We start from the raw sequence: 18330 nt of genomic DNA, 5'->3' as shown, positions 1-18330 counted from the left end.
TCAAGGTTGTCCGCACTGTGAACGGCGCGTCTCACGGCCAGTTGACGCGGAACCGGATGGCTGTTCCACTTGGGCCATGCAGCCACGTCAGCGACTGATCACGCGCGGACACATCGACTTCGGTCGGGTGTGGTCCGCGTCCTGTTCGGGTTCCTGTACGGGCTGACCGCCGCCTCCGCCGTTCCCGGCGTTCCGAGGCCCTGACCTGCCGCCTTCCGACCGTCCCGGTCCGCCGCGGCCTCCCCGAAAACCCTTGAGTTCACGCCGTACGCGCCTTCACCCACGCCTCAGCGCTCTCCCCCTCCCCTCGCGCTTCCAGCTTCCCGTCCGGCAACCCCGCCCAGCAGTCCCCGCCCAGGTCGTGTCCGCAAAGTCCCGCCGGGCCCGCGACGCCTGGCACGCGCGCTCGCTGCGTTGTCGGGCTCGCCCAAGTACGCCCAGTACGAGGGCGACCCTCCGCCTTGCGATCGCACGCACCAGACGCCGCGGGCTGATCCGACGCGACTTTGCGGACACGACCTAGCAATCGCAGCCGCAGTCGCAGCCATCACAGCAGTCGCAGCTACAGCAGTTTCCACAGCAATCGCAACAGTCACAGCAGTCGCTACAGTCATCGCACTTGTGGCACCAGCCCTCGCGCGGCTCGCCGGTCCACGGGTCGTGGTACGGGTCCTTGCAGCACACCTGGCAGGTGCAGAAGAGCCCGGCCCACACCGCGCATCCGGCCATCAGCCCGCGCCGCCTGCGGTTCGGCGGCTCGGGCGGGGTGCCGGGGCCGCCCGGGCCCGGCCCGTAAGGGTTGTTGATCCACGGCGACTGCGGCGGCGGTGCGCCCTGCGCGGCGTGCGGGGCGTGCGAGTCGTGCGCGGTGGACGGCCCGTGCGAGCAGCTGGTCGTGCCGAACGCCCGGTCCACCGCGCGCCCCAGCTCATGCGCCAGCAGGACGTGCGCGAGCTTGCCGTTCTCGAACTCCACGTCGCGCAGCGCCAGCCGCACCCCGTGCACCGCGTCGTCGCACAGCCTGCGCACCTCGGCCAGGTCCGCCCCGGTGGCCGTGATCGGGTTCCAGGCCCCGGACTCGGCGTCCTCGGCCAGGTCCTCCACCGCGTCCAGCAGATGCGCGAGCCGCCCGAAGAGCCGCCCCGCCTCCTCCAGCGGCGCCCGATTGCCGGGGCGTCCGGCCAGCACGGCGGTGTGTCCGAAGGCCGCGGCGGTCGCGGTCTCGGTCGGCTCGGTGACGGCCGGCAGCGAGGTGCCCGGGCCCGCGGCCCGCTCTATCCCCTCCTGCCGGTCGACCGCGTCGAGCAGCACGGCCGTGTCGAAGCCGAGTTCCGCACCGCTGAGCGCACCCGCCCGGTCCCACCCGGCGGCGACCCGGCGGGCGGCCGCGGCGACCGGCCGGCGCGCCAACGCCCCGTCCCCGTCGGCCACATGGTCGCGTATCTTCGCCGAGGCCAGCACCAGAGAGACGGTGGCCGCCAGCCGCGCGCCCTCGCCCTGGGCGACCGACGCGGTCCGCATACCGCGCAGCGGGCAGGGCCCGGCGGTCCGCCGCCAACCCTCCGTACCCCGCGACTGGGCCTCCACGAGCACCGAGATGACCAGTCCGTCGTAGTTGGTGGCGACCCTCGCGAACTGACCCCGGGCTCCCCGCAACGCGAGGCACAACCCGCACAGATGCGCCATCCACTCGGAGCGCAGTTTCTCCGACAGCCGGTGGCGGCAAGGGCGGATAATGCCAAACAACTTTCTCCCCGTTCACCCATACGTCCCCGGCGTCACCCGTCCGGCCCGGCGGAGTCTACCCATCACCTCGTCAGGGCCTGTCAGCAGGAGGAACTCTGATTCGCCGCCAAGCGTTGTGCACCAGTACCGTCACGAATCCCCTGTGCGGCCGCAATCCACGTGGCACACCTTCCGCATCATGGACGACGATAGAGGACGATAGAGGGGGCAGGTGCAGTACAGAGAGCGGCAGTGAAAGGAGGCGTCCATGGGATCGGTACGCAAGGCGAGTGCCTGGCTTGGCCTCGTCGACGACAGCGATGACGAGCGCTACTACGACGATGACTACGCCGAGGGACCCGAGCCCGGCGACGCCTGGGTGACCGACCCGCGGGTGCGGGTGGCCGACCAGGCCGCGCGGGACGAGGGCACCCGTATCGCCACGGTCACCCCCGAGAGCTTCCGGGACGCGCGCGGCATCGGTGAGATGTTCCGGGAGGGCGTGCCGGTCATCGTCAATCTGACCACCATGGAGCCCGCCGACGCCAAGCGCGTGGTCGACTTCGCGGCCGGGCTGATCTTCGGGCTGCGCGGCTCGATCGATCGCGTGGCCAATCGTGTCTTCCTCCTGACGCCGCCCGACTACGAGGTGCTCAGCGCCAACCGTAACCACGCCACGGGCTTCTTCAACCAGAGCTAGGCAGGCCGCTCACCGGAACGCGTCGAGTCCGGTGAGCGCCTTGCCGAGCACCAGTTGGTGCATTTCCACGGTGCCCTCGTAGGTGAGCACCGATTCCAGATTGGTCGCGTGCCGCATCACCGGGTACTCCAGGGAGATCCCGTTGGCGCCCAGGATGGTCCGGGCCGTGCGGCAGATCTCGATCGCCTCGCGCACATTGTTGAGCTTGCCGAAGCTGACCTGCTCGGGGCGGAGCGTTCCGGAGTCCATGCGCCGCCCCAGATGATGGGCGAGCAATACGCCCTTGTGCAGTTCCACCGCCATATCGGCGAGCTTGGCCTGGGTGAGCTGGAAACCCCCGATGGGCCGGCCGAACTGCTCGCGGGACCGGGAGTAATCCAGCGCCGCCTCGAAACAGGCCCGGGCCGCGCCCATCGCGCCCCAGACAATGCCGTAGCGGGCGTGGCTCAGACAGCTCAGCGGGCCGCGCAATCCGGTGACCTCCGGCAGTACGGCGTCCGCGGGCAGCCGCACCTCGTCCATCACCAGCTCGCTGGTCACCGAGGCGCGCAGCGACCACTTGTGCCGGATCTCGGGGGCCGAGAAGCCGGGGCTGTCCGTCGGTACGGCGAATCCCCGGATGCCCTCGTCCGTCCTGGCCCACACCACGGCGACCCCGGCCACCGAGCCGTTGGTGATCCACATCTTGCGGCCGGTGAGCACCCAGTCCGAGCCGTCCCGCTTGGCATGGGTGCGCATCGCGGCCGGGTCCGAGCCGTGGTCGGGCTCGGTCAGCCCGAAGCAGCCGATGACCTCGCCCGTGGCCATCCGGGGCAGCCACCGCTCCTTCTGCTCGTCGGAGCCGAAGCGGTGGATGGCGTACATGGCCAGGGAGCCCTGCACGGACACCAGGGAGCGGATCCCGGAGTCGGCGGCCTCCAGCTCCAGGCAGGCCAGCCCGTACTGGACGGCGCTCGCGCCCGCGCAGCCGTATCCCGTCAGCGACATGCCGAGCGCCCCGAGGGAGCCGAGCTCGCGGGCCAGCTCCCGGATGCCGGGCAGCTCGCCACGCTCGTACCAGTCGGCGATGTGCGGCAGGACGCGGTCGGCGGCCCATTGGCGCACGGTGGCGCGGACGGCGAGGTCCTCCGGGGCGAGCAGGTCGTCGATCCCGAGCGGGTCGGCGGGGTCGAACGGCGGCAGGCTGCGGGTGGGGCCCTCGGACATGGTTCGCCTCCGGTTCCGGTGCGGTGCGGTTCGGCTGCGTCGGGGTGCGATGCGGTTCGGCTCGCGGCCGGTGTGATCGTTCCGGTCCGACGCTACGGCCGGGTAATCCCCGCCGTCCAGACCGCGCGGGTCCGCCCGCCGCCGGGCCGGGGACCGGGGTCAGCCGGAGGACTCCGCGCCGACCGCGGCGCGGTCGGGGCGGGGCGCGCGCGGGGCGCCCACGCTCGGCGCCGCGCCATGGGCCGCGTCGGGGGCGGTATCGGGGGCGGCGGCCGGCTCCGCCTCATGCGCGGTGTCCGCCTGATGCCCGGCGTCCGCGTCACGCACGGCGTCCGACCCGCGCCCGGCGTCCGTGCCGTCGCCGTTCTCGTCGGGCGCGCACTCCATCGACTTGGGCAGCCGCAGCGCCGCCAGCGCCCCGACCAGCAGCAGGCCCGCGCTGACCACCAGCGTGACATGCAGACCGTGGACGAAGGACTGCCGCGCCGCCGCGCGCAGCGCCCCGCCCTCCGAGCCGCCGAGCCGGTCAGAAACCTTGTAGGCGGCGCCGAGCGACTGGCTCGCGGCCTGCCTGGCGTGCTCCGGGACACCCTTGGCGGAGGTGACCCCGGGCGCGTAGGCGGCGTTCATGACACTGCCGAGGAAGGCGATGCCGATACCGGCGCCGAGCTGGTAGGAGGTCTCGCCGATCGCGGCCGCGCCGCCCGCGGTCTTGACCGACGCCTCGTTGAGCATCGATTCGTAGGCGCCGAAGAGCGTGGTCTCCAGGCCGAAGCCGAGGAAGAGGAAGGCGCCGACCAGGACCCCGGGCCGGTCGGACTGGCCCATGACCACCAGCGACAGCACGGCGGCCGCGGTGAGCGCGAAGCCGAAGGCCACCATGATCCGGGGGCCGAGCCGCTGGAGCATCCGGGACCCGGCGAGCCCGGCGGCCATCGCGGCGAGGGTGAGCGGCAGCAGCCGCATGCCCGTCTCGAGCGGGGTGAGGCCGAGGACGAGCTGAAGGTACTGGGCGGCTATGAGCTCCAGGCCGACGAGCGCGAGCAGCGCGAGCACGATGCAGCCGACGGAGATGCTGAAGGCGCTCCTGGAGAACAGCCGCAGGTCGACGAGCGGGTGCTTGCGGCGGCGCTGGCGGCGTACGAAGAGCGCCAGCAGGACCACGCCGAAGAGGGCCGGGGCGGCGGTGAGGGGCGCCAGCAGGGCCGCGCCGCTGCCCACCCGCTTGACGCCGAAGATCACGCAGAACAGCCCGCAGGCCGCCATGACCGCACCCAGCACGTCCCAGGGCCCGTCGCGGTCGCCGGTGGACTCCGGCAGCAGCCAGCGGCCAACGGGCAGGGCGACCACCATCAGCGGGATGTTGATGAAGAAGACCGAGCCCCACCAGAAGTGCTCCAGCAGGAAGCCGCCGAGCAGCGGCCCCGCGGCCGCGCCCACCGCGGCCACCGCGCTCCAGACGCCGATGGCCAGGGCCCGCTCGCGGCGGTCCGGGAAGACCTGGCGCAGGATCGACAGCGTCGCGGGCATGATCATCGCGCCGCCGACGCCGAGCAGGGCGCGGGCCACGATGAGGATCTGCGGGGTGGCGGCCATGGCGGCGAGCGCCGAGGCCGCGCCGAAGAGGCCGTAGCCGAGCAGCAGGACCCGGCGGCGGCCGACCCGGTCGCCGAGCGTCCCGAAGAGGATCAGCAGGGAGGCGCAGACCAGCGGGTAGGCGTCGACGATCCACAGCAGCTCGATCGCGCCCGGCCGCAGGTCCTCGGAGACGGCGGGAACCGCGACGTGCAGGACGGTCGCGTCGACCGCGACGAGCAGCAGGCTGACGCAGAGCACGAGGAGCACGACCCAGCGGTTGGACCCGCCCGACGCGTCGGTGCGGCGCCATTGCCGGGGAACGCCCGCCGTCCGTCGATCGCCGGCAGTGGTCGTCCCGGACATAAACCGCACCTCCCTGTCGTGCGCTCGCGGCCCCTCGGGCGCGGGATGTCGCATGCTGAGGACGTCCGGCGACCCGGCGGCGAGGGCGAGTGGATGGTCAGCGTACGCGAGTCGTCACGCGGGCCGTGTGGCCCATCCCATGTTGAGACCCACGTCGCAGGGGTGAACGCAGGCGTACGTTCCGGTGTCCCCCATTTGTCCCTCCCGTCATCCCGCGCCGCCCCCGACGCATCCGCGCCATCTGTCCTGAACCCGTCTCTGAAGCCGTCCCTGCGCCCGTCCGCCCGTCGTCCGGAGCCGGTCCGGCGCCCGTCCGGAGCCGGTCGGTTCACCCCGATCACGCCTGGATAATCGGGTCCGTGACCGAACTGCTCCGAGCCGGCACCCCGGCCGGAAAACACGACGAACGGGCAAGCCGCCCGGTTCCCGCCGCCCTGCGCCGGGCCGCTCCGGCGCTCCTGGCGTATGTGGGGACGCGGCTGCTGGGTGTCGTGGTTCTCTCGGTCTGGGCCGCGGTGGCGGGCAAGAGCTGGCACACGCTGCTCTCCGCGCGCTGGGACTCCATCTGGTACTCGCGCATCGCCGAGGAGGGCTACGGCTACACCCTCCGGCTGCCCGACGGTTCGGTCCACTCCGATCTGGCCTTCTTCCCGCTGCTGCCCTGGCTGGAGCGGCTGATCTCGGCCGTGACCCCGCTGGACGCACCGGACGCGGGCCTGGCGGTGAGCTGGGTCGCGTCGCTGTTCGCCGCGTGGGGGATCTTCGCGATCGGCGACCGGCTGCACGGGCGGCGCGCGGGCACGGCGCTGGTCGTGCTGTGGGCGGTGCTGCCCGTCGGCGTCGTGCAGTCGATGGCGTACTCCGAGTCGCTCTTCACGGCGCTGGCCGCCTGGGGGGTGTACGCGCTGCTGACCGGGCGGTGGGTGTGGGCCGGGTCGCTCGCGGCGCTGGCCGGGCTGACCCGGCCGGTGGGGGCCGCGGTGATCGCGGCGGTGTGGATCACGGCGGCCGTGGCCCTGTCCCCCGACGGGCGGTGGCGTCGCCCGTGGCGCCCCGAGCACCGGCGGATGCTGCTGGGCGTGGCCCTCGCGCCGCTCGGCTGGCTGGGCTATGTGGCCTGGGTGGGGGTGCGGACCGGCAGCGTCACCGGCTATCTCGACGTCCAGGCCGGCTGGCGGAACGGATTCGACGGCGGCGTGGCCTTCGTGCGCTTCGTGTGGGGCCTGCTGGCCGGGCCGGCCTTCCCGGCCGGGCTGGGGCTGCTGGTCGGCGTGGCCCTGCTGATCTGGCTGTTTCTGCGGTGCGTACGGCGGGGCGAGCCGCTGCCGGTGCTGGTGTACGCCGGGGTGGTGCTGGCCCTCGCGCTGACCGCGAAGGGCTACTTCGGCTCCAAGCCGCGGCTGCTGCTCCCCGCCTTCCCGATCCTGCTGCCCGCCGCGGCCGCCCTGGCCCGCCTCCGTACGTCCAGGGCCGCGCTGATCCTCGCGTGGGTGGGGCTGGCCTCGGCGGCGTACGGGGCCTTCTGGCTGAACGGGACGGGCCCGCCGTAACCGGAGTCCCCGAGGGCCGGCCCCGACCGGTCGGAGCCACTGGGCGACGGGCGGGGAAACTGCGCGGAACGCCTCGGCTAATCGCCGATAAACGACGCTGTAAGAATTCCATAAAGAAGTCGGGGAGCCGCTTCGGGAAGGCGGCTCTCGGAAAAGCCGCGGCCACCCGCGGATTTCCGTCGGAATGGCGCGCCCTAAAACCCGGTACGAGACCGACTCCACATCACATCGTCATCACAAAGCGACCTGATCGACCGAAGTGGCCTGTCACGCAATGTAACGTCGATTGAGTGCGTACCGATGACAAGCTCCCTCAGGTGGTGGGGCGCCCGACCGATCTGGTGCGACCGCGCATGACCCGGACACGCCGCTGGCTGCTCGGGTCGACCCTCGCGGTATACGCGGCGACCGTGATCGGGGTGCTCACCACCTCGTGGCTGGTGCAGTTCGACTGGCAGGTCATGCTGTTCCGGCCGTACAAGCAGTGGCCGCAGTTCCACACGTTCCTGGACTACTTCGTGGTCATGGGCCAGCGCGGCCCCACCGCGGTGGCGGTGACCGCCTGGCTGGGCTGGTGCTGCCACAAGCAGCGCACCATGCGCCCGCTGCTGGTGCTGGGGACGTCCCTGCTGCTGCTGAACATCACCGTCGGCGCCGTCAAGCTCGGCTTCGGCAGGCTCGGTCCGCACTACGCGACCACCGTCGGCTCCAGTGAGATGTGGGGCAACGGCGATATATTTCCTTCGGGTCACACCGCGAACGCGGTGGTCACCTGGGGTGTGCTGGCCTATCTGGCGACCACTCCCCGGGCCCGCAGGGTCGCCTCGGTCATCGCCGCGGTCTTCGCCTTCGGCGTCGGCATGACCACCGTCTACCTCGGCACCCACTGGGTCAGCGATGTGGTGCTCGGCTGGGCGGCCGGGGTGCTGGTGCTGCTGGCCCTGCCGTGGCTGGAGCCCTCGATGGCCCGCGCCGAGGTGCTGCTCCGGGCCCTGCTCCGCAAGGTGCGCGAGCGCCAGGTGCCCAAGCTGCCGCCGGTCTCCCTGCCGGTGGCCGGTTCGGCCCTGGCCGCGCCGCGCGTGGCGCGCGACGACGATCTGCCGACCCGCGAGACGGTGGGCGTCGCCGCGGCGCATGTGGCCGAGGCCCGGCCGCACCACCCGCTGCGGCCCCATCCGCTCCGCGCGGAGCGGGTCGTCACCCCGGGCGGCAGCCGCCGCCCGCCGCACGCGGACCGGCTGCCGCACACCGAGCGGCTGCTGCCGCACACCGACCGGCTGAGGCCGCCCGCGGGCCGCGGGCGCACGGCCACCGGCGGCTGAGCCGCCGGCAGGCCCGCGGGGGCGGTACGCACACCTCTCCCCCCGGCCCCGCCACGCACCGACGGCCCCGGACGCTCTCGCCGAGCGTCCGGGGCCGTCGCCGTGTCGGCCACCTCGGCCGGCGTCCCGGTGGGGCGTGGGGCGTGCCGGCCGTCAGCCCTTCCAGCAGCGCTTGACGGTGTCGTCGGCCACTTCGAAGTTGATCCGCCCCCGCAGGTACTCCATGGTGATGATGGCGCCCGTCGGGAGTGTGCGCACGGTGGTCCAGCCCCGCTCACGGGCCCGCTCCTGGGCGGCTCGGGCGTCGAGGCCCACATAGCTGTCGAAGTCGTCGTCGGGTTCGGCAGAGGGTGTCGGTACAGGTGCCATGACGCCACCGTATGCGGCGGGACACGGCGGTGGAACCCGGCTCTCCACGACCCGCCGACACGCTCTCACCCGTATCGCGTACCTCACTCGTCACACTTGTGTCACAGAAAACACGCCCGGGTTTCCTTCCTTCTCTGTCACTCGTACGTGGCCCCTGTTGACGGCGCGAAGGTGACGCCGAGTTTTCTTTGTTATCCCGTGTATTGCCGCCACTCGAATATTGGTGGAGACCATCTCGCGGCAACTCCCGGGGAATTCCCGACCCCCGGCGGAAATCCGCCACCCACGCTCGCGGAGCACACAATTCCGCCACAAACCGACCGGGTTCCGAACCTCGCGTTTACCTTCGGCCGACGCGGTACCCGGAACAGCAGCCGACGCAGCTGGACGCGCGTTGAGCCACTCGGGACGGCCTTGCCGCCGAGAGGGTGACGCTCGGGGCGCACCCCCGCGCCCGCCCGCGCCCGTGCGCCCGCCGTGCGCATCATGGCCACAGCCCAAAGCCCGCCGAAGCCATGCAAAAGGAGCACAGATGGGGTCGGAGACCGCGCAGGCGGCTGCCGGACCGACACAAGAGCCGCGCGTGGGCCGGGTTCTGGTGGACTGGCTGACCACCACCGACCACAAGAAGATCGGGCATCTCTATCTGATCACCGCATTCGGCTTCTTCCTGGTGGCGGGGGCGCTGGCGATGGTGATGCGCGCCGAGCTGGCCAGGCCCGGAATGCAGTTGATGTCGAACGAGGCGTACAACCAGGCGTTCACCATGCACGGCACGATCATGCTGTTGCTGTTCGCGACTCCGGCCTTCGCGGGTTTCGCCAACGAGATCATGCCGCTCCAGATCGGCGCGCCGGACGTGGCCTTTCCGCGCCTGAACATGCTCTCCTACTGGCTCTTTCTGTTCGGCGGGGTGATCGTGATCTGCGGCCTGGCCGTGCCCGGCGGCGGCCCGGACTACGGCTGGACCGCGTACGCCCCGCTCAACAGCGCGGTCCGCTCCCCCGGCGTGGGCGCCGACATGTGGATCATGGGGCTCGCGATGGCGGGGTTCGGCACGATCCTCGGCGCGGTGAACTTCCTGACGACCATCATCACCATGCGCGCCCCGGGCATGACGATGTTCCGGATGCCGATCTTCACCTGGAACACCCTCTTCACCTCGGTCATGATCCTGATGGCCTTCCCGGTGCTGGCGGCGGCGCTGCTGGTGCTGGAGGCGGACCGGCGGTTCGGGGCGCTGGTCTTCGACGCCCGGTTCGGCGGCGCGCTGCTGTGGCAGCATCTCTTCTGGTTCTTCGGCCACCCCGAGGTGTACATCATCGCGCTGCCGTTCTTCGGCATCATCACCGAGATCATCCCGGTCTTCTCCCGCAAGCCGGTCTTCGGCTATGTGACCCTGATCGGCGCGACGATCGCCATCATGGCGCTGTCGATGATGGTGTGGGCCCACCATATGTTCGCGACCGGCGCGGTGCTGCTGCCCTTCTTCTCGCTGCTGTCGTTTCTGATCGCGGTGCCGACCGGGGTGAAGTTCTTCAACTGGATCGGCACCATGATCGGCGGCTCGCTGTCCTTCGAGTCGCCCATGCTGTGGGCGGTGGGCTTTCTGGTCAGCTTTCTCTTCGGGGGCCTGACCGGGGTGATCCTGGCGTCGCCGCCCATGGACTTCCACGTCACCGACACCTACTTCGTGGTGGGCCACTTCCACTACGTGGTCTTCGGGACGGTCGTCTTCGCGACGTTCGCGGGGTTCTACTTCTGGTGGCCGAAGTTCACCGGCAAGCTGCTGGACGAACGGCTCGCCCGGATCCACTTCTGGACCCTGTTCGCCGGCTTCCACCTCACCTTCCTGGTGCAGCACTGGCTGGGCGTCGAAGGCATGCCGCGCCGCTACGCCGACTATCTGGCGGCCGACGGCTTCACCGCCCTCAACACCGTCTCCTCCATCGGCTCCTTCCTGCTGGGCATGTCGACCCTGCCGTTCCTCTACAACGTCTGGAAGACCACCAGACACGGCGCCGTGGTGACCGTGGACGACCCCTGGGGGTTCGGCCGCTCCCTGGAGTGGGCCACCTCCTGCCCGCCGCCCCGGCACAACTTCCACGCCCTGCCGCGCATCCGCTCCGAGTCCCCCGCCTTCGATCTGCACCACCCGAGGTTCGCCGCGGCCGCGGCGGCCGAGCGGGGACCGGGCCCGCGGGGCCCGATCAGTCCAGGGCCCGGGTCAGCCGGTCCCTGAGCTCCCGGACGTGGTCGGTCAGCTCGACCGGCTCGCGCACCTCGAAGTCCAGGCCCATCAGGGCGATATGGATCACCATGACGTCCAGGCTCCCGGCGCCGCAGTGCAGCAGACAGCTGTGCTCGTCGACCGGCTCCAGCACCCCGGCCGCCGGCGGGACGTGCTCGGCCGCCCGCTCGGCGGACACCCGCAGCAGCACGGTGGCCCGCGCCGCGTACGCGGTGGTGGACACGCCCTCGCGGACATACGCGGCCAGGTCCTCGGCGGGCGGGCGGCGCGGGTCGAAGCGCGGGCCGTGCGGCGGCGTCGGGGTGATGCGGTCGGCCCGGTACGTACGCCAGTCGGCGCGGTCCACGTCCCAGGCGACCAGGTACCAGCGGCGCTGCGCGGCCACCAGCCGGTGCGGCTCGGCCGTACGGCGGCTGACCGCGCCGTTGTGGTCGCGGTACTCGAAGCGCAGCCGCCGGGAGTCCCGGCAGGCGTTCGCCAGCTCGGTCAGCACCGCGGGGTCGACCGTGGGCCCGCGGAATCCCCCCATCAACGGCACGGTGAAGGAGCTCAGCGCGCTCACCCGGCGGCGCAGCCGGTCCGGCAGCACCTGTTCCAGCTTGGCGAGCGCGCGCACCGAGGTCTCCTCGATGCCCTCCACCCCGCCGCCCGCCGCCTGGCGCAGCCCCACCGCGACCGCCACCGCCTCCTCGTCGTCGAGCAGCAGCGGCGGCAGCTGGGCGCCCGGCCCGAGCTGATAGCCGCCCGCCGTCCCGGGGCTGGAGTGCACGGGGTAGCCGAGTTCGCGCAGCCGGTCGATGTCGCGGCGCACGGTGCGGGCGGTCACCCCGAGGCGGTCGGCCAGCTCCGCGCCGGACCATTCGCGGTGCGCCTGGAGCAGTGAGAGCAGACGGAGCAGACGTGCTGAGGTCTCCAACATGGCGCCGAGTGTGCCAGCCGTCGAGGACGAAGGCTGTCCTCAACGGCCGGGAAGACGGCGTCAGCCGCTGATGCCGTCTCTCACCAGCGGTACCAGTGCGTCCGGCGCCCGGTCGCCCCGGTGCGGTGGAACAGGAAGCCGAGCAGCCAGACCACCAGAACCGCGAGGGCGATCCACCACAGCGCCTTGACGACGAATCCGATTCCGAACAGGACCACCGCGAGGAGCAGGACCAGAAGGACAGGCATCATCGTTCACACCTCCACAGGTGCGAGTTGCACTTATGTCCAGATTAGTACCGCTCCGCCCCCGGGGATCCCCCCATCCCCGGGTCCACTCGGCGTCGGCTGGGCGCTGATCAGGCGCTGTCGACGCGTACCGCCAGATCGTTGTTGGTGGTGTAGTACGGACCGGCCTTCGCAGCGCCGTGCGGGGCGGCGACCGGCTGGGCCGGGTAGGTGAAGATGTCCTTCTTGTCCGGGACGTCGTCCAGGATCCGCGCCAGCCGCACCGGGGCCGCGTCCGGGTCCGCCGGGCGCAGCCACAGGTCCCAGGCCTCCTCACTGCCCGTCCAGCCCTCCGCCAACTCCGCGAGCGGCAGCGTGAAGGAGAACTCCGCGCTCTCCGCGCCGCCCACCGTCAGCGGCCCGGTCCACACCCGGGACGGCTCGCGCCGGCAGCGGGCCTCCGCCACCGCGCCGGCCAGCCACTCGGACGGCCGCTCCACCCGGTACAGCACGCCGCGCACCGCCAGCCGGCCGCCCTCGACCCGCAGCTCCCCCGCCTCGGCGTGCGGGGCGCGGCGCCAGCTGCGCAGCGAGAGGTTGCCGTGCTTGGTCGGGTACGGGATGCGGACGGACAGCGGCGAGGTGCTGGGGCCGGGCCTGCGGTCGACCAGCGAGCGCAGGTCGTTCAGGCCCGGGGCGAGCCGCTGCGGCTCAACCTCGCCGTGGGCCACATGGACGTCCCAGCGCCCCTCGGGCAAGGACACCGTGCTCGGCAGCGCGGCCTGGAGCCTGCCGTCCTCGGCGGGCGCGAGCGGCAGCCGCACCTCGCTCCCGGAGCCGGGGTCCGCGCCCCGGCGCACCAGGACCAGCGCATCGGCCGACCCGGCCTCGTCGGGGCCGCCCCCGGGCCCGGAACGAACCCAGTCGGAGACATGGAAGGTGAGCCCGCCGGCGGAGTCCGCCATGCAGTCGGCGCGCGGCGGAGCGAACTCGTCGGCCGTGTCGAGATCCTCGTTCATGCGGTACGCGCCTTTCCCAGCATCGAGCGGCCCGCGTCCTTCGTCGCGAAGACCCCGCTGAGGAGGGCGCCGCGGGCGCGGTGCAGGGTGCCGCGCAGGCTGCCGCGCGCCACGAGGTCGGTGAAGAGCGACTCGTACCGCCCGGCCACGCGGGACGGGTCGAAGCGGGCGGAGCCCTCCAGCGCGGCCCGGCCCATGCGCTGCCGCAGTTCGTCGTCGTTGATGAGGTCCAGCAGGGCCGCGGCGATGGAGTCGACGTCCCCGGTGGGGACCAGGCGGCCGTCCACGCCGTTGTCGATGATCTCGGCGGGCCCGTGCGGGCAGTCGGTGGAGACCACGGGGAGACCGCAGCGCATCGCCTCGACGATGGTCATCCCGAACGACTCCATGCTGGAGGTCACGGCCGCGATCGAGCCCTTGGCCCACTCCGGGTCCAGGGGGTTGGCGGGGCCCATCAGATAGATGTGGTTGTAGAGGCCCAGGCGGTCTATCAGGGCGCGCAGCTTGGCGTGCTGGGCGCCGCCGCCGTAGATCCGCAGCCGCCAGTCCGGACGCTCCGCGCTGACCTTGGCGAACGCATGTATCAGCAGGTCGTACCGTTTCACCGGGGCGAGCCGGCCGGCCGCGACGACCCACTTGCCGCTGCCGTCGGCGGGCCTCAGGCCCGGCTCGGGCACGCTGTTGGGCACCGCCTCGAGCCGTACGCCCGGCAGCCGCATCTGGTCGCGGTAGGTCTCGGCGTCGGCCCGGGTGACGGTGGTGACCGCGTCGAGCCGGGGGTAGGCGCCGCGCAGCGCCCGCTTCAGCGCGTTGGAGTGGGTGCTCAGGGTCAGGTGCTCCTGACCGACGCGCGCCGGGCCGCGGCGGGCCTCACGGGCGATGTGCACATTCAGGCCGGGGCGGGTGCCGACCACGACATCCGCGTCCAGGTTCCTGAGGTGCTCGGCTATCCGCCGGTCCGTGAGCCGGCTGTACTGCTTGTACCGGCCCTCGCTCTTCGGGAAGACCTGAGCGGGGCGGGCGTGGTCAGGGTCCGCCCCCTCGTAGGTCGGGCTCTTCTTGCGGAGGTCCACAAGATGGCTGATCCGCACGTTCGAGCCGGGGTCGAAGACCGGCGCGTCACGGTGGCGGAACACCGAGACGATCTCCACGTCGTGCTGTTCGCCCAGCGTGCGGGCGAGGTTGTACGTGGTGCGGATCGTCCCGCCGATCCCGTAAGCGTTGTGAATCAGGAATGAGATATGCATCCGTCCCGCTATCCAACCGTTTCCCGCCGTTTTCCCGCGGACAACCGCACTCGTCCGCCTATCACTGGGTCAGACCGGCGAAACGGTTGCTGGGTTGGGCTCCATCACCGTCTTGTTCTTGAACGTATGTCAAATCGGTAGCGAACGTGCGGAACTTTTACCGTCTTTAGCTCATCAGAGCCTCAAGTGCAGTGACCACGCCGTGGATGGCCCGTTGACTACATGGAGCCGGGAACCGCCCGGCCCACGGACCGATACGAGGAGCCACCCGTGCCGCGCATGCTCGACGTCAGCGATGACGTACGCGCCGAGATCGGAGACGAAGAAGCCGATCGGCTGCTGGCCGGCGAGAACGCCCCGGGCAGCTACGACTGCACCTCCTGCCGCACGCCCGGGAACACCGAGCAGGAGCGCACCAGCACCGTGCTCTTCGTCGGCCAGGAGACGGCGGTGCTCGCGTTCGCGCACGCCACCTGCGTCCCCTCCCAGGTCGTGCCGGTCTCCGAGGAGCAGCTGCGCGGCGCCGTGCGGTCCATCACCGCCGAGGACACCGCGCCGCCCGCCCCCGAGCCGCCGGTCGCCGACACCCAGGCGGTGCTCGGCGTCACCAGCGGGGTCGTCCTGGTGGGCGGCGAGGCCCGGCCCGCGCTCGTCGTCGAGCCGACCGAGCCGATCGCCCGCCCCGGCACCGGCGGCCCGGGCGACGACTTCCTCCCCCTCCTGACCGAGCAGGGCTTTCTGCCGGTGTACGACCTCGGCCGGCCCCCGGCGCCGATCCCCGGCTGGTCCGTGCTGCTGGCCGCGGGGCAGCTGCACGCCGTGCTGATGCCGGCCGCGGGCGGCCCGCCCGTGGCGTGGTGGCAGGCGCACCAGCCGATGCCGGTGAGCGAGGGCTGGCAGGCCGCCCTCGGCAGGTCCCAGCAGGTGCTGGTGTACGCCGCGCCGGCCGGCACCATCGGCACCCAGCCGCGCGAGGACCAGCTGCGCGTCGCCCTGGACCGGGCCGCCGCGCGCGGCGCCCTGGTCGGCGCCGCCATGCCGCTCGCGGGCACCTGATCCCCATGGCCGCGCCCGCACCCCGCCGTGCCGACCTCGTACACGCGGCCCATTCGCCGCCGATCCCGCATCCGACGGGCGGCCGGGTCGTTGGCACATACGTGCACGCATACGACCCACCCTCCCGATCCTCCCTTCCCCCACCCTCCCGATCCCCGTATGACCCGCCCGCCCGGTCAGCCCTTCCCCCGGCCTCCCGCTACCCGTATCCGGTCCAGCACGCCCACATTCCGGCGATGCGCCCGGCGCAGGACACCCTGAGCGACCACCGGCGCCCCTCCGCCACGCCGATCTACGACGCGCTGTACGCGGAGTACCGGATGATGTTCCGGGCCCTGCCCGGCGACCGCTCGGACGAGGAGGATCTGGGGTTCACGGCGTTCAGCGCCATCGGTCAGCCCGCCCAGCCCCGCGGGCTGACCAGCGGAGGCCACGGTCATGCGGGCCACACCGGCCACACGGGCGGCTACTCGGGCCACGGCGGCCACGGCCACCCGGGCGGCCACACCGGGGGCTGGGAGCCCATCGGGCGCCACCACCGCACGTATCTGCCCGCGCTGCCGCCCGGACAGCGCGACGGGCGGGGCCACGGATACTGAACCCGTGACCCCGCCCGCGGACGGAAGCTACTTCTTGCGGCCGCGCTTCTCGCGCACCCGCACCGAGATCTGGAGCGGAGTCCCCTCGAAGCCGAACTCCTCGCGCAGCCGGCGCTCGATGAACCGGCGGTAGCCCGCCTCCAGGAAGCCCGAGGCGAACAGCACGAAGCGCGGCGGCTTGGTCCCGGCCTGCGTCCCGAAGAGGATGCGGGGCTGCTTGCCGCCGCGGACCGGGTGCGGGTGGGAGGCGACGATCTCACCGAGGAAGGCGTTGAGCCGCCCGGTCGGCACCCGGGTCTCCCACCCGGCCAGCGCGGCCTCGATCGCCGGGACCAGCTTCTCCATGTGGCGGCCGGTGCGCGCCGAGACATTGACCCGCGGCGCCCACTGGATCTGCCCCAGCTCGGTCTCGACCTCACGCTCGAGGTAGTAGCGGCGCTCCTCGTCGAGCGTGTCCCACTTGTTGTACGCGACGACGATCGCACGCCCGGCCTCGACCGCCATCGAGACGATCCGCTGGTCCTGGACGCTGATGGATTCACTCGCGTCGATCAGCACGACCGCGAGCTCGGCCTTCTCCACGGCGGCGGCGGTGCGCAGCGAGGCGTAGTAGTCCGCGCCCTCCTGGAGGTGCACCCGGCGGCGGATACCGGCGGTGTCCACGAACTTCCAGGTCACCCCGCCAAGTTCGATCAGCTCGTCCACCGGGTCGCGGGTGGTGCCCGCCATCTCGTTGACGACCACGCGCTCCTCGCCCGCCACCTTGTTCAGCAGGGACGACTTGCCGACATTCGGGCGGCCGATGAGGGCGATGCGGCGCGGACCGCCGACGGCGGCGCCGAAGGTCTGGGCCGGGGCCTCGGGCAGCGCCTCCAGCACGGCGTCCAGCATGTCGCCGGTGCCGCGGCCGTGCAGCGCGGAGACCGGGTACGGCTCGCCGAGGCCCAGCGACCACAACATCGCGGCGTCCGCCTCTGCGCTGGGGCCGTCGACCTTGTTGGCGCACAGCACCACGGGCTTCCCGGCCCGGCGCAACAGCTTGACGACGGCCTCGTCGGTGTCGGTGGCGCCGACCGTGGCGTCCACCACGAAGACCACCGCGTCGGCGGCCTCGATGGCGAACTCGGCCTGCGCGGCCACGGACGCGTCGATGCCGAGCACGTCCTGCTCCCAGCCGCCGGTGTCGACCACCTTGAAGCGGCGGCCGGACCACTCCGCCTCATAGGTCACCCGGTCGCGGGTGACGCCCGGGCGGTCCTCCACGACCGCCTCCCGGCGGCCGATGACGCGGTTCACCAGAGTCGACTTGCCGACATTCGGGCGGCCGACGACGGCGAGGACCGGCAGCGGGCCATGCCCCGCCGCGGCCAGGTCGCCCTCGACCTGCTCCAGGTCGAACCCTTCTTGCGCGGCGAGCTCCATGAACTCCGCGTACTCGGCGTCGCCAAGCTCACCGTGCTCGTCGCCGCCGGTGTGGATCTGGTCGTTCATGAAGTCATTCCTCGTCGTCCTTCGCTGCTGCTCGCAGCTGCCGCGGGCCCGTACGGCCCGCGGCTGTCACGTCGTTATGGGTGGCCGACGCGGCCGGTGAACCGCCTGGCGTCGGCCAGATGCTCCCCCAGCCGCTTCTGGATGCGCACGGTCGCCTCGTCCAGGGCCGCGCGGGTCCGCCGGCCGCTGCCGTCGCCCGCCTCGAAGGGGTCGCCGAAGACCACGTCGATCCGGCTGCGCAGCGGCGGCAGCCCCGGCACCACCCGGCCGCGCCGCAGCGCGGTGCCCAGCACCGCCACCGGGACGATCGGGGCGCCCGACCGTACGGCGAAGTAGGCGAGCCCGGCGCGCAGCGAGGCGAAGTCCCCCTCGCCTCGCGTGCCCTCCGGGAAGATCCCCAGCACTCCGCCGCGCTCCAGCACGCCCAGCGCGTCCGTGATCGCTGCCCGGTCGGCGCTCGCACGGTCCACCTTCAGCTGCCCGATCCCGCGCAGGAACGGGTCCAGCGGACCGACGAACGCCTCCTTCTTGACCAGGAAGTGCACCGGCCTCGGCGAGGTGCCGATCAGCATCGGGCCGTCGAGGTTGTGGGAGTGGTTGCCCGCGAGGATCACCGGCCCGTTGGCCGGGATCCGCCAGGCACCCAGCACCCGCGGCTTCCACAGCCCGTACATCAGACCGATGCCGATCCGGCGGCCGACCGCGGCG

16 protein-coding genes are annotated in these 18330 nt (G+C 72.1%); 6 read left to right on the top strand and 10 right to left on the bottom strand.

The window, feature by feature from the left end; all coding sequences use genetic code 11:
- Positions 1–519: 519 nt before the first annotated feature.
- Complete coding sequence (locus tag ACH4S9_RS40500) at positions 520–1686, bottom strand: DUF5685 family protein (protein WP_394816768.1); 1167 nt, start codon at positions 1684–1686, stop codon at positions 520–522.
- Positions 1687–1993: 307 nt separating this feature from the next.
- Here ACH4S9_RS40500 and ACH4S9_RS40495 point away from each other — a divergent pair, with 307 nt between their 5' ends.
- A complete protein-coding gene (locus ACH4S9_RS40495) occupies positions 1994–2425 on the top strand; it encodes a cell division protein SepF (RefSeq protein ID WP_311725086.1) in 432 nt (143 codons plus the stop codon).
- Between the two features lie 9 nt (positions 2426–2434).
- On the opposite strand, the gene ACH4S9_RS40490 is transcribed toward ACH4S9_RS40495, so the two are convergent.
- Both ACH4S9_RS40490 and ACH4S9_RS40485 read right to left on the bottom strand, forming a co-directional pair.
- On the bottom strand, positions 2435–3631 hold the full coding sequence (locus ACH4S9_RS40490; protein ID WP_398376696.1) for an acyl-CoA dehydrogenase family protein: 1197 nt from the start codon (positions 3629–3631) through the stop codon (positions 2435–2437).
- A gap of 159 nt (positions 3632–3790) precedes the next feature.
- Positions 3791–5572, bottom strand: coding sequence for an MFS transporter (locus tag ACH4S9_RS40485; protein WP_398376695.1), 1782 nt, complete (start codon positions 5570–5572; stop codon positions 3791–3793).
- Positions 5573–5931: 359 nt separating this feature from the next.
- Here ACH4S9_RS40485 and ACH4S9_RS40480 point away from each other — a divergent pair, with 359 nt between their 5' ends.
- Positions 5932–7122, top strand: a complete 1191-nt coding sequence (locus tag ACH4S9_RS40480) for a mannosyltransferase family protein (protein ID WP_398376693.1) — start codon at positions 5932–5934, stop codon at positions 7120–7122.
- Between the two features lie 290 nt (positions 7123–7412).
- Positions 7413–8444 carry a phosphatase PAP2 family protein gene (locus ACH4S9_RS40475; RefSeq protein WP_311725081.1) on the top strand — a complete coding sequence of 344 codons (1032 nt, stop codon included), beginning with the start codon at positions 7413–7415 and terminating at the stop codon, positions 8442–8444.
- Positions 8445–8597: 153 nt separating this feature from the next.
- Here the strand turns inward: ACH4S9_RS40475 and ACH4S9_RS40470 are convergent, their stop codons facing one another.
- On the bottom strand, positions 8598–8813 hold the full coding sequence (locus ACH4S9_RS40470) for a proteinase inhibitor I78 (protein WP_358845402.1): 216 nt from the start codon (positions 8811–8813) through the stop codon (positions 8598–8600).
- A gap of 532 nt (positions 8814–9345) precedes the next feature.
- Here ACH4S9_RS40470 and ctaD point away from each other — a divergent pair.
- Positions 9346–11055, top strand: a complete 1710-nt coding sequence (ctaD, locus tag ACH4S9_RS40465) for a cytochrome c oxidase subunit I (RefSeq protein WP_385345201.1) — start codon at positions 9346–9348, stop codon at positions 11053–11055.
- Here ctaD and ACH4S9_RS40460 read toward each other — a convergent pair.
- The 4 genes from ACH4S9_RS40460 to ACH4S9_RS40445 form a co-directional block, all read right to left on the bottom strand.
- Positions 11024–11983, bottom strand: a complete 960-nt coding sequence (locus ACH4S9_RS40460; RefSeq protein ID WP_311725077.1) for a YafY family protein — start codon at positions 11981–11983, stop codon at positions 11024–11026. The two genes, ctaD and ACH4S9_RS40460, sit on opposite strands and share 32 nt — an antisense overlap.
- 80 nt (positions 11984–12063) lie before the next feature.
- Entirely contained in the window at positions 12064–12234 is a 171-nt protein-coding gene (locus tag ACH4S9_RS40455; protein ID WP_311725076.1) for a hydrophobic protein, read from the bottom strand.
- A gap of 107 nt (positions 12235–12341) precedes the next feature.
- A complete protein-coding gene (locus ACH4S9_RS40450; RefSeq protein WP_398376692.1) occupies positions 12342–13229 on the bottom strand; it encodes a hypothetical protein in 888 nt (295 codons plus the stop codon).
- Positions 13226–14476 (bottom strand): glycosyltransferase family 4 protein, encoded by a 1251-nt coding sequence (locus ACH4S9_RS40445; RefSeq protein ID WP_398376691.1) that lies wholly within the window; start codon positions 14474–14476, stop codon positions 13226–13228. The genes ACH4S9_RS40450 and ACH4S9_RS40445 overlap by 4 nt, the downstream gene beginning before the upstream one ends.
- Before the next feature lie 270 nt (positions 14477–14746).
- Here ACH4S9_RS40445 and ACH4S9_RS40440 point away from each other — a divergent pair, with 270 nt between their 5' ends.
- Together ACH4S9_RS40440 and ACH4S9_RS40435 are read left to right on the top strand one after the other, a co-directional pair.
- Complete coding sequence (locus ACH4S9_RS40440) at positions 14747–15532, top strand: hypothetical protein (protein ID WP_311725073.1); 786 nt, start codon at positions 14747–14749, stop codon at positions 15530–15532.
- Between the two features lie 236 nt (positions 15533–15768).
- The gene (locus tag ACH4S9_RS40435) at positions 15769–16131 is read left to right on the top strand and encodes a hypothetical protein (RefSeq protein WP_398376690.1); all 363 of its coding nucleotides are present in this window, start codon (positions 15769–15771) and stop codon (positions 16129–16131) included.
- Positions 16132–16158: 27 nt separating this feature from the next.
- Here ACH4S9_RS40435 and der read toward each other — a convergent pair whose 3' ends face one another.
- Complete coding sequence (der, locus tag ACH4S9_RS40430) at positions 16159–17622, bottom strand: ribosome biogenesis GTPase Der (RefSeq protein WP_311725071.1); 1464 nt, start codon at positions 17620–17622, stop codon at positions 16159–16161.
- A gap of 74 nt (positions 17623–17696) precedes the next feature.
- Entirely contained in the window at positions 17697–18296 is a 600-nt protein-coding gene (locus ACH4S9_RS40425) for a lysophospholipid acyltransferase family protein (RefSeq protein WP_311725323.1), read from the bottom strand.
- Positions 18297–18330 lie beyond the last annotated feature (34 nt).

Origin of the sequence: Streptomyces sp. NPDC021225 (assembly GCF_044332865.1) — a bacterium.
GTDB lineage: Bacteria > Actinomycetota > Actinomycetes > Streptomycetales > Streptomycetaceae > Streptomyces.
Note: the sequence above shows the minus strand (reverse complement) of the source record. Positions and strands in the feature narration are given on the sequence as shown.

What these genes read in the sequence shown, in the direction of transcription:
- ACH4S9_RS40500 (WP_394816768.1), bottom strand. Translation starts at nt 1,686, where the DNA reads ATGGCGCATCTGTGCGGGTTGTGCCTCGCGTTGCGGGGAGCCCGGGGT.
- ACH4S9_RS40495 (WP_311725086.1), top strand. Translation starts at nt 1,994, where the DNA reads ATGGGATCGGTACGCAAGGCGAGTGCCTGGCTTGGCCTCGTCGACGAC.
- ACH4S9_RS40490 (WP_398376696.1), bottom strand. Translation starts at nt 3,631, where the DNA reads ATGTCCGAGGGCCCCACCCGCAGCCTGCCGCCGTTCGACCCCGCCGAC.
- ACH4S9_RS40485 (WP_398376695.1), bottom strand. Translation starts at nt 5,572, where the DNA reads ATGTCCGGGACGACCACTGCCGGCGATCGACGGACGGCGGGCGTTCCC.
- ACH4S9_RS40470 (WP_358845402.1), bottom strand. Translation starts at nt 8,813, where the DNA reads ATGGCACCTGTACCGACACCCTCTGCCGAACCCGACGACGACTTCGAC.
- ctaD (WP_385345201.1), top strand. Translation starts at nt 9,346, where the DNA reads ATGGGGTCGGAGACCGCGCAGGCGGCTGCCGGACCGACACAAGAGCCG.
- ACH4S9_RS40460 (WP_311725077.1), bottom strand. Translation starts at nt 11,983, where the DNA reads ATGTTGGAGACCTCAGCACGTCTGCTCCGTCTGCTCTCACTGCTCCAG.
- ACH4S9_RS40455 (WP_311725076.1), bottom strand. Translation starts at nt 12,234, where the DNA reads ATGATGCCTGTCCTTCTGGTCCTGCTCCTCGCGGTGGTCCTGTTCGGA.
- ACH4S9_RS40450 (WP_398376692.1), bottom strand. Translation starts at nt 13,229, where the DNA reads ATGAACGAGGATCTCGACACGGCCGACGAGTTCGCTCCGCCGCGCGCC.
- ACH4S9_RS40445 (WP_398376691.1), bottom strand. Translation starts at nt 14,476, where the DNA reads ATGCATATCTCATTCCTGATTCACAACGCTTACGGGATCGGCGGGACG.
- ACH4S9_RS40435 (WP_398376690.1), top strand. Translation starts at nt 15,769, where the DNA reads ATGCGCCCGGCGCAGGACACCCTGAGCGACCACCGGCGCCCCTCCGCC.
- der (WP_311725071.1), bottom strand. Translation starts at nt 17,622, where the DNA reads ATGAACGACCAGATCCACACCGGCGGCGACGAGCACGGTGAGCTTGGC.
- ACH4S9_RS40425 (WP_311725323.1), bottom strand. Translation starts at nt 18,296, where the DNA reads ATGTACGGGCTGTGGAAGCCGCGGGTGCTGGGTGCCTGGCGGATCCCG.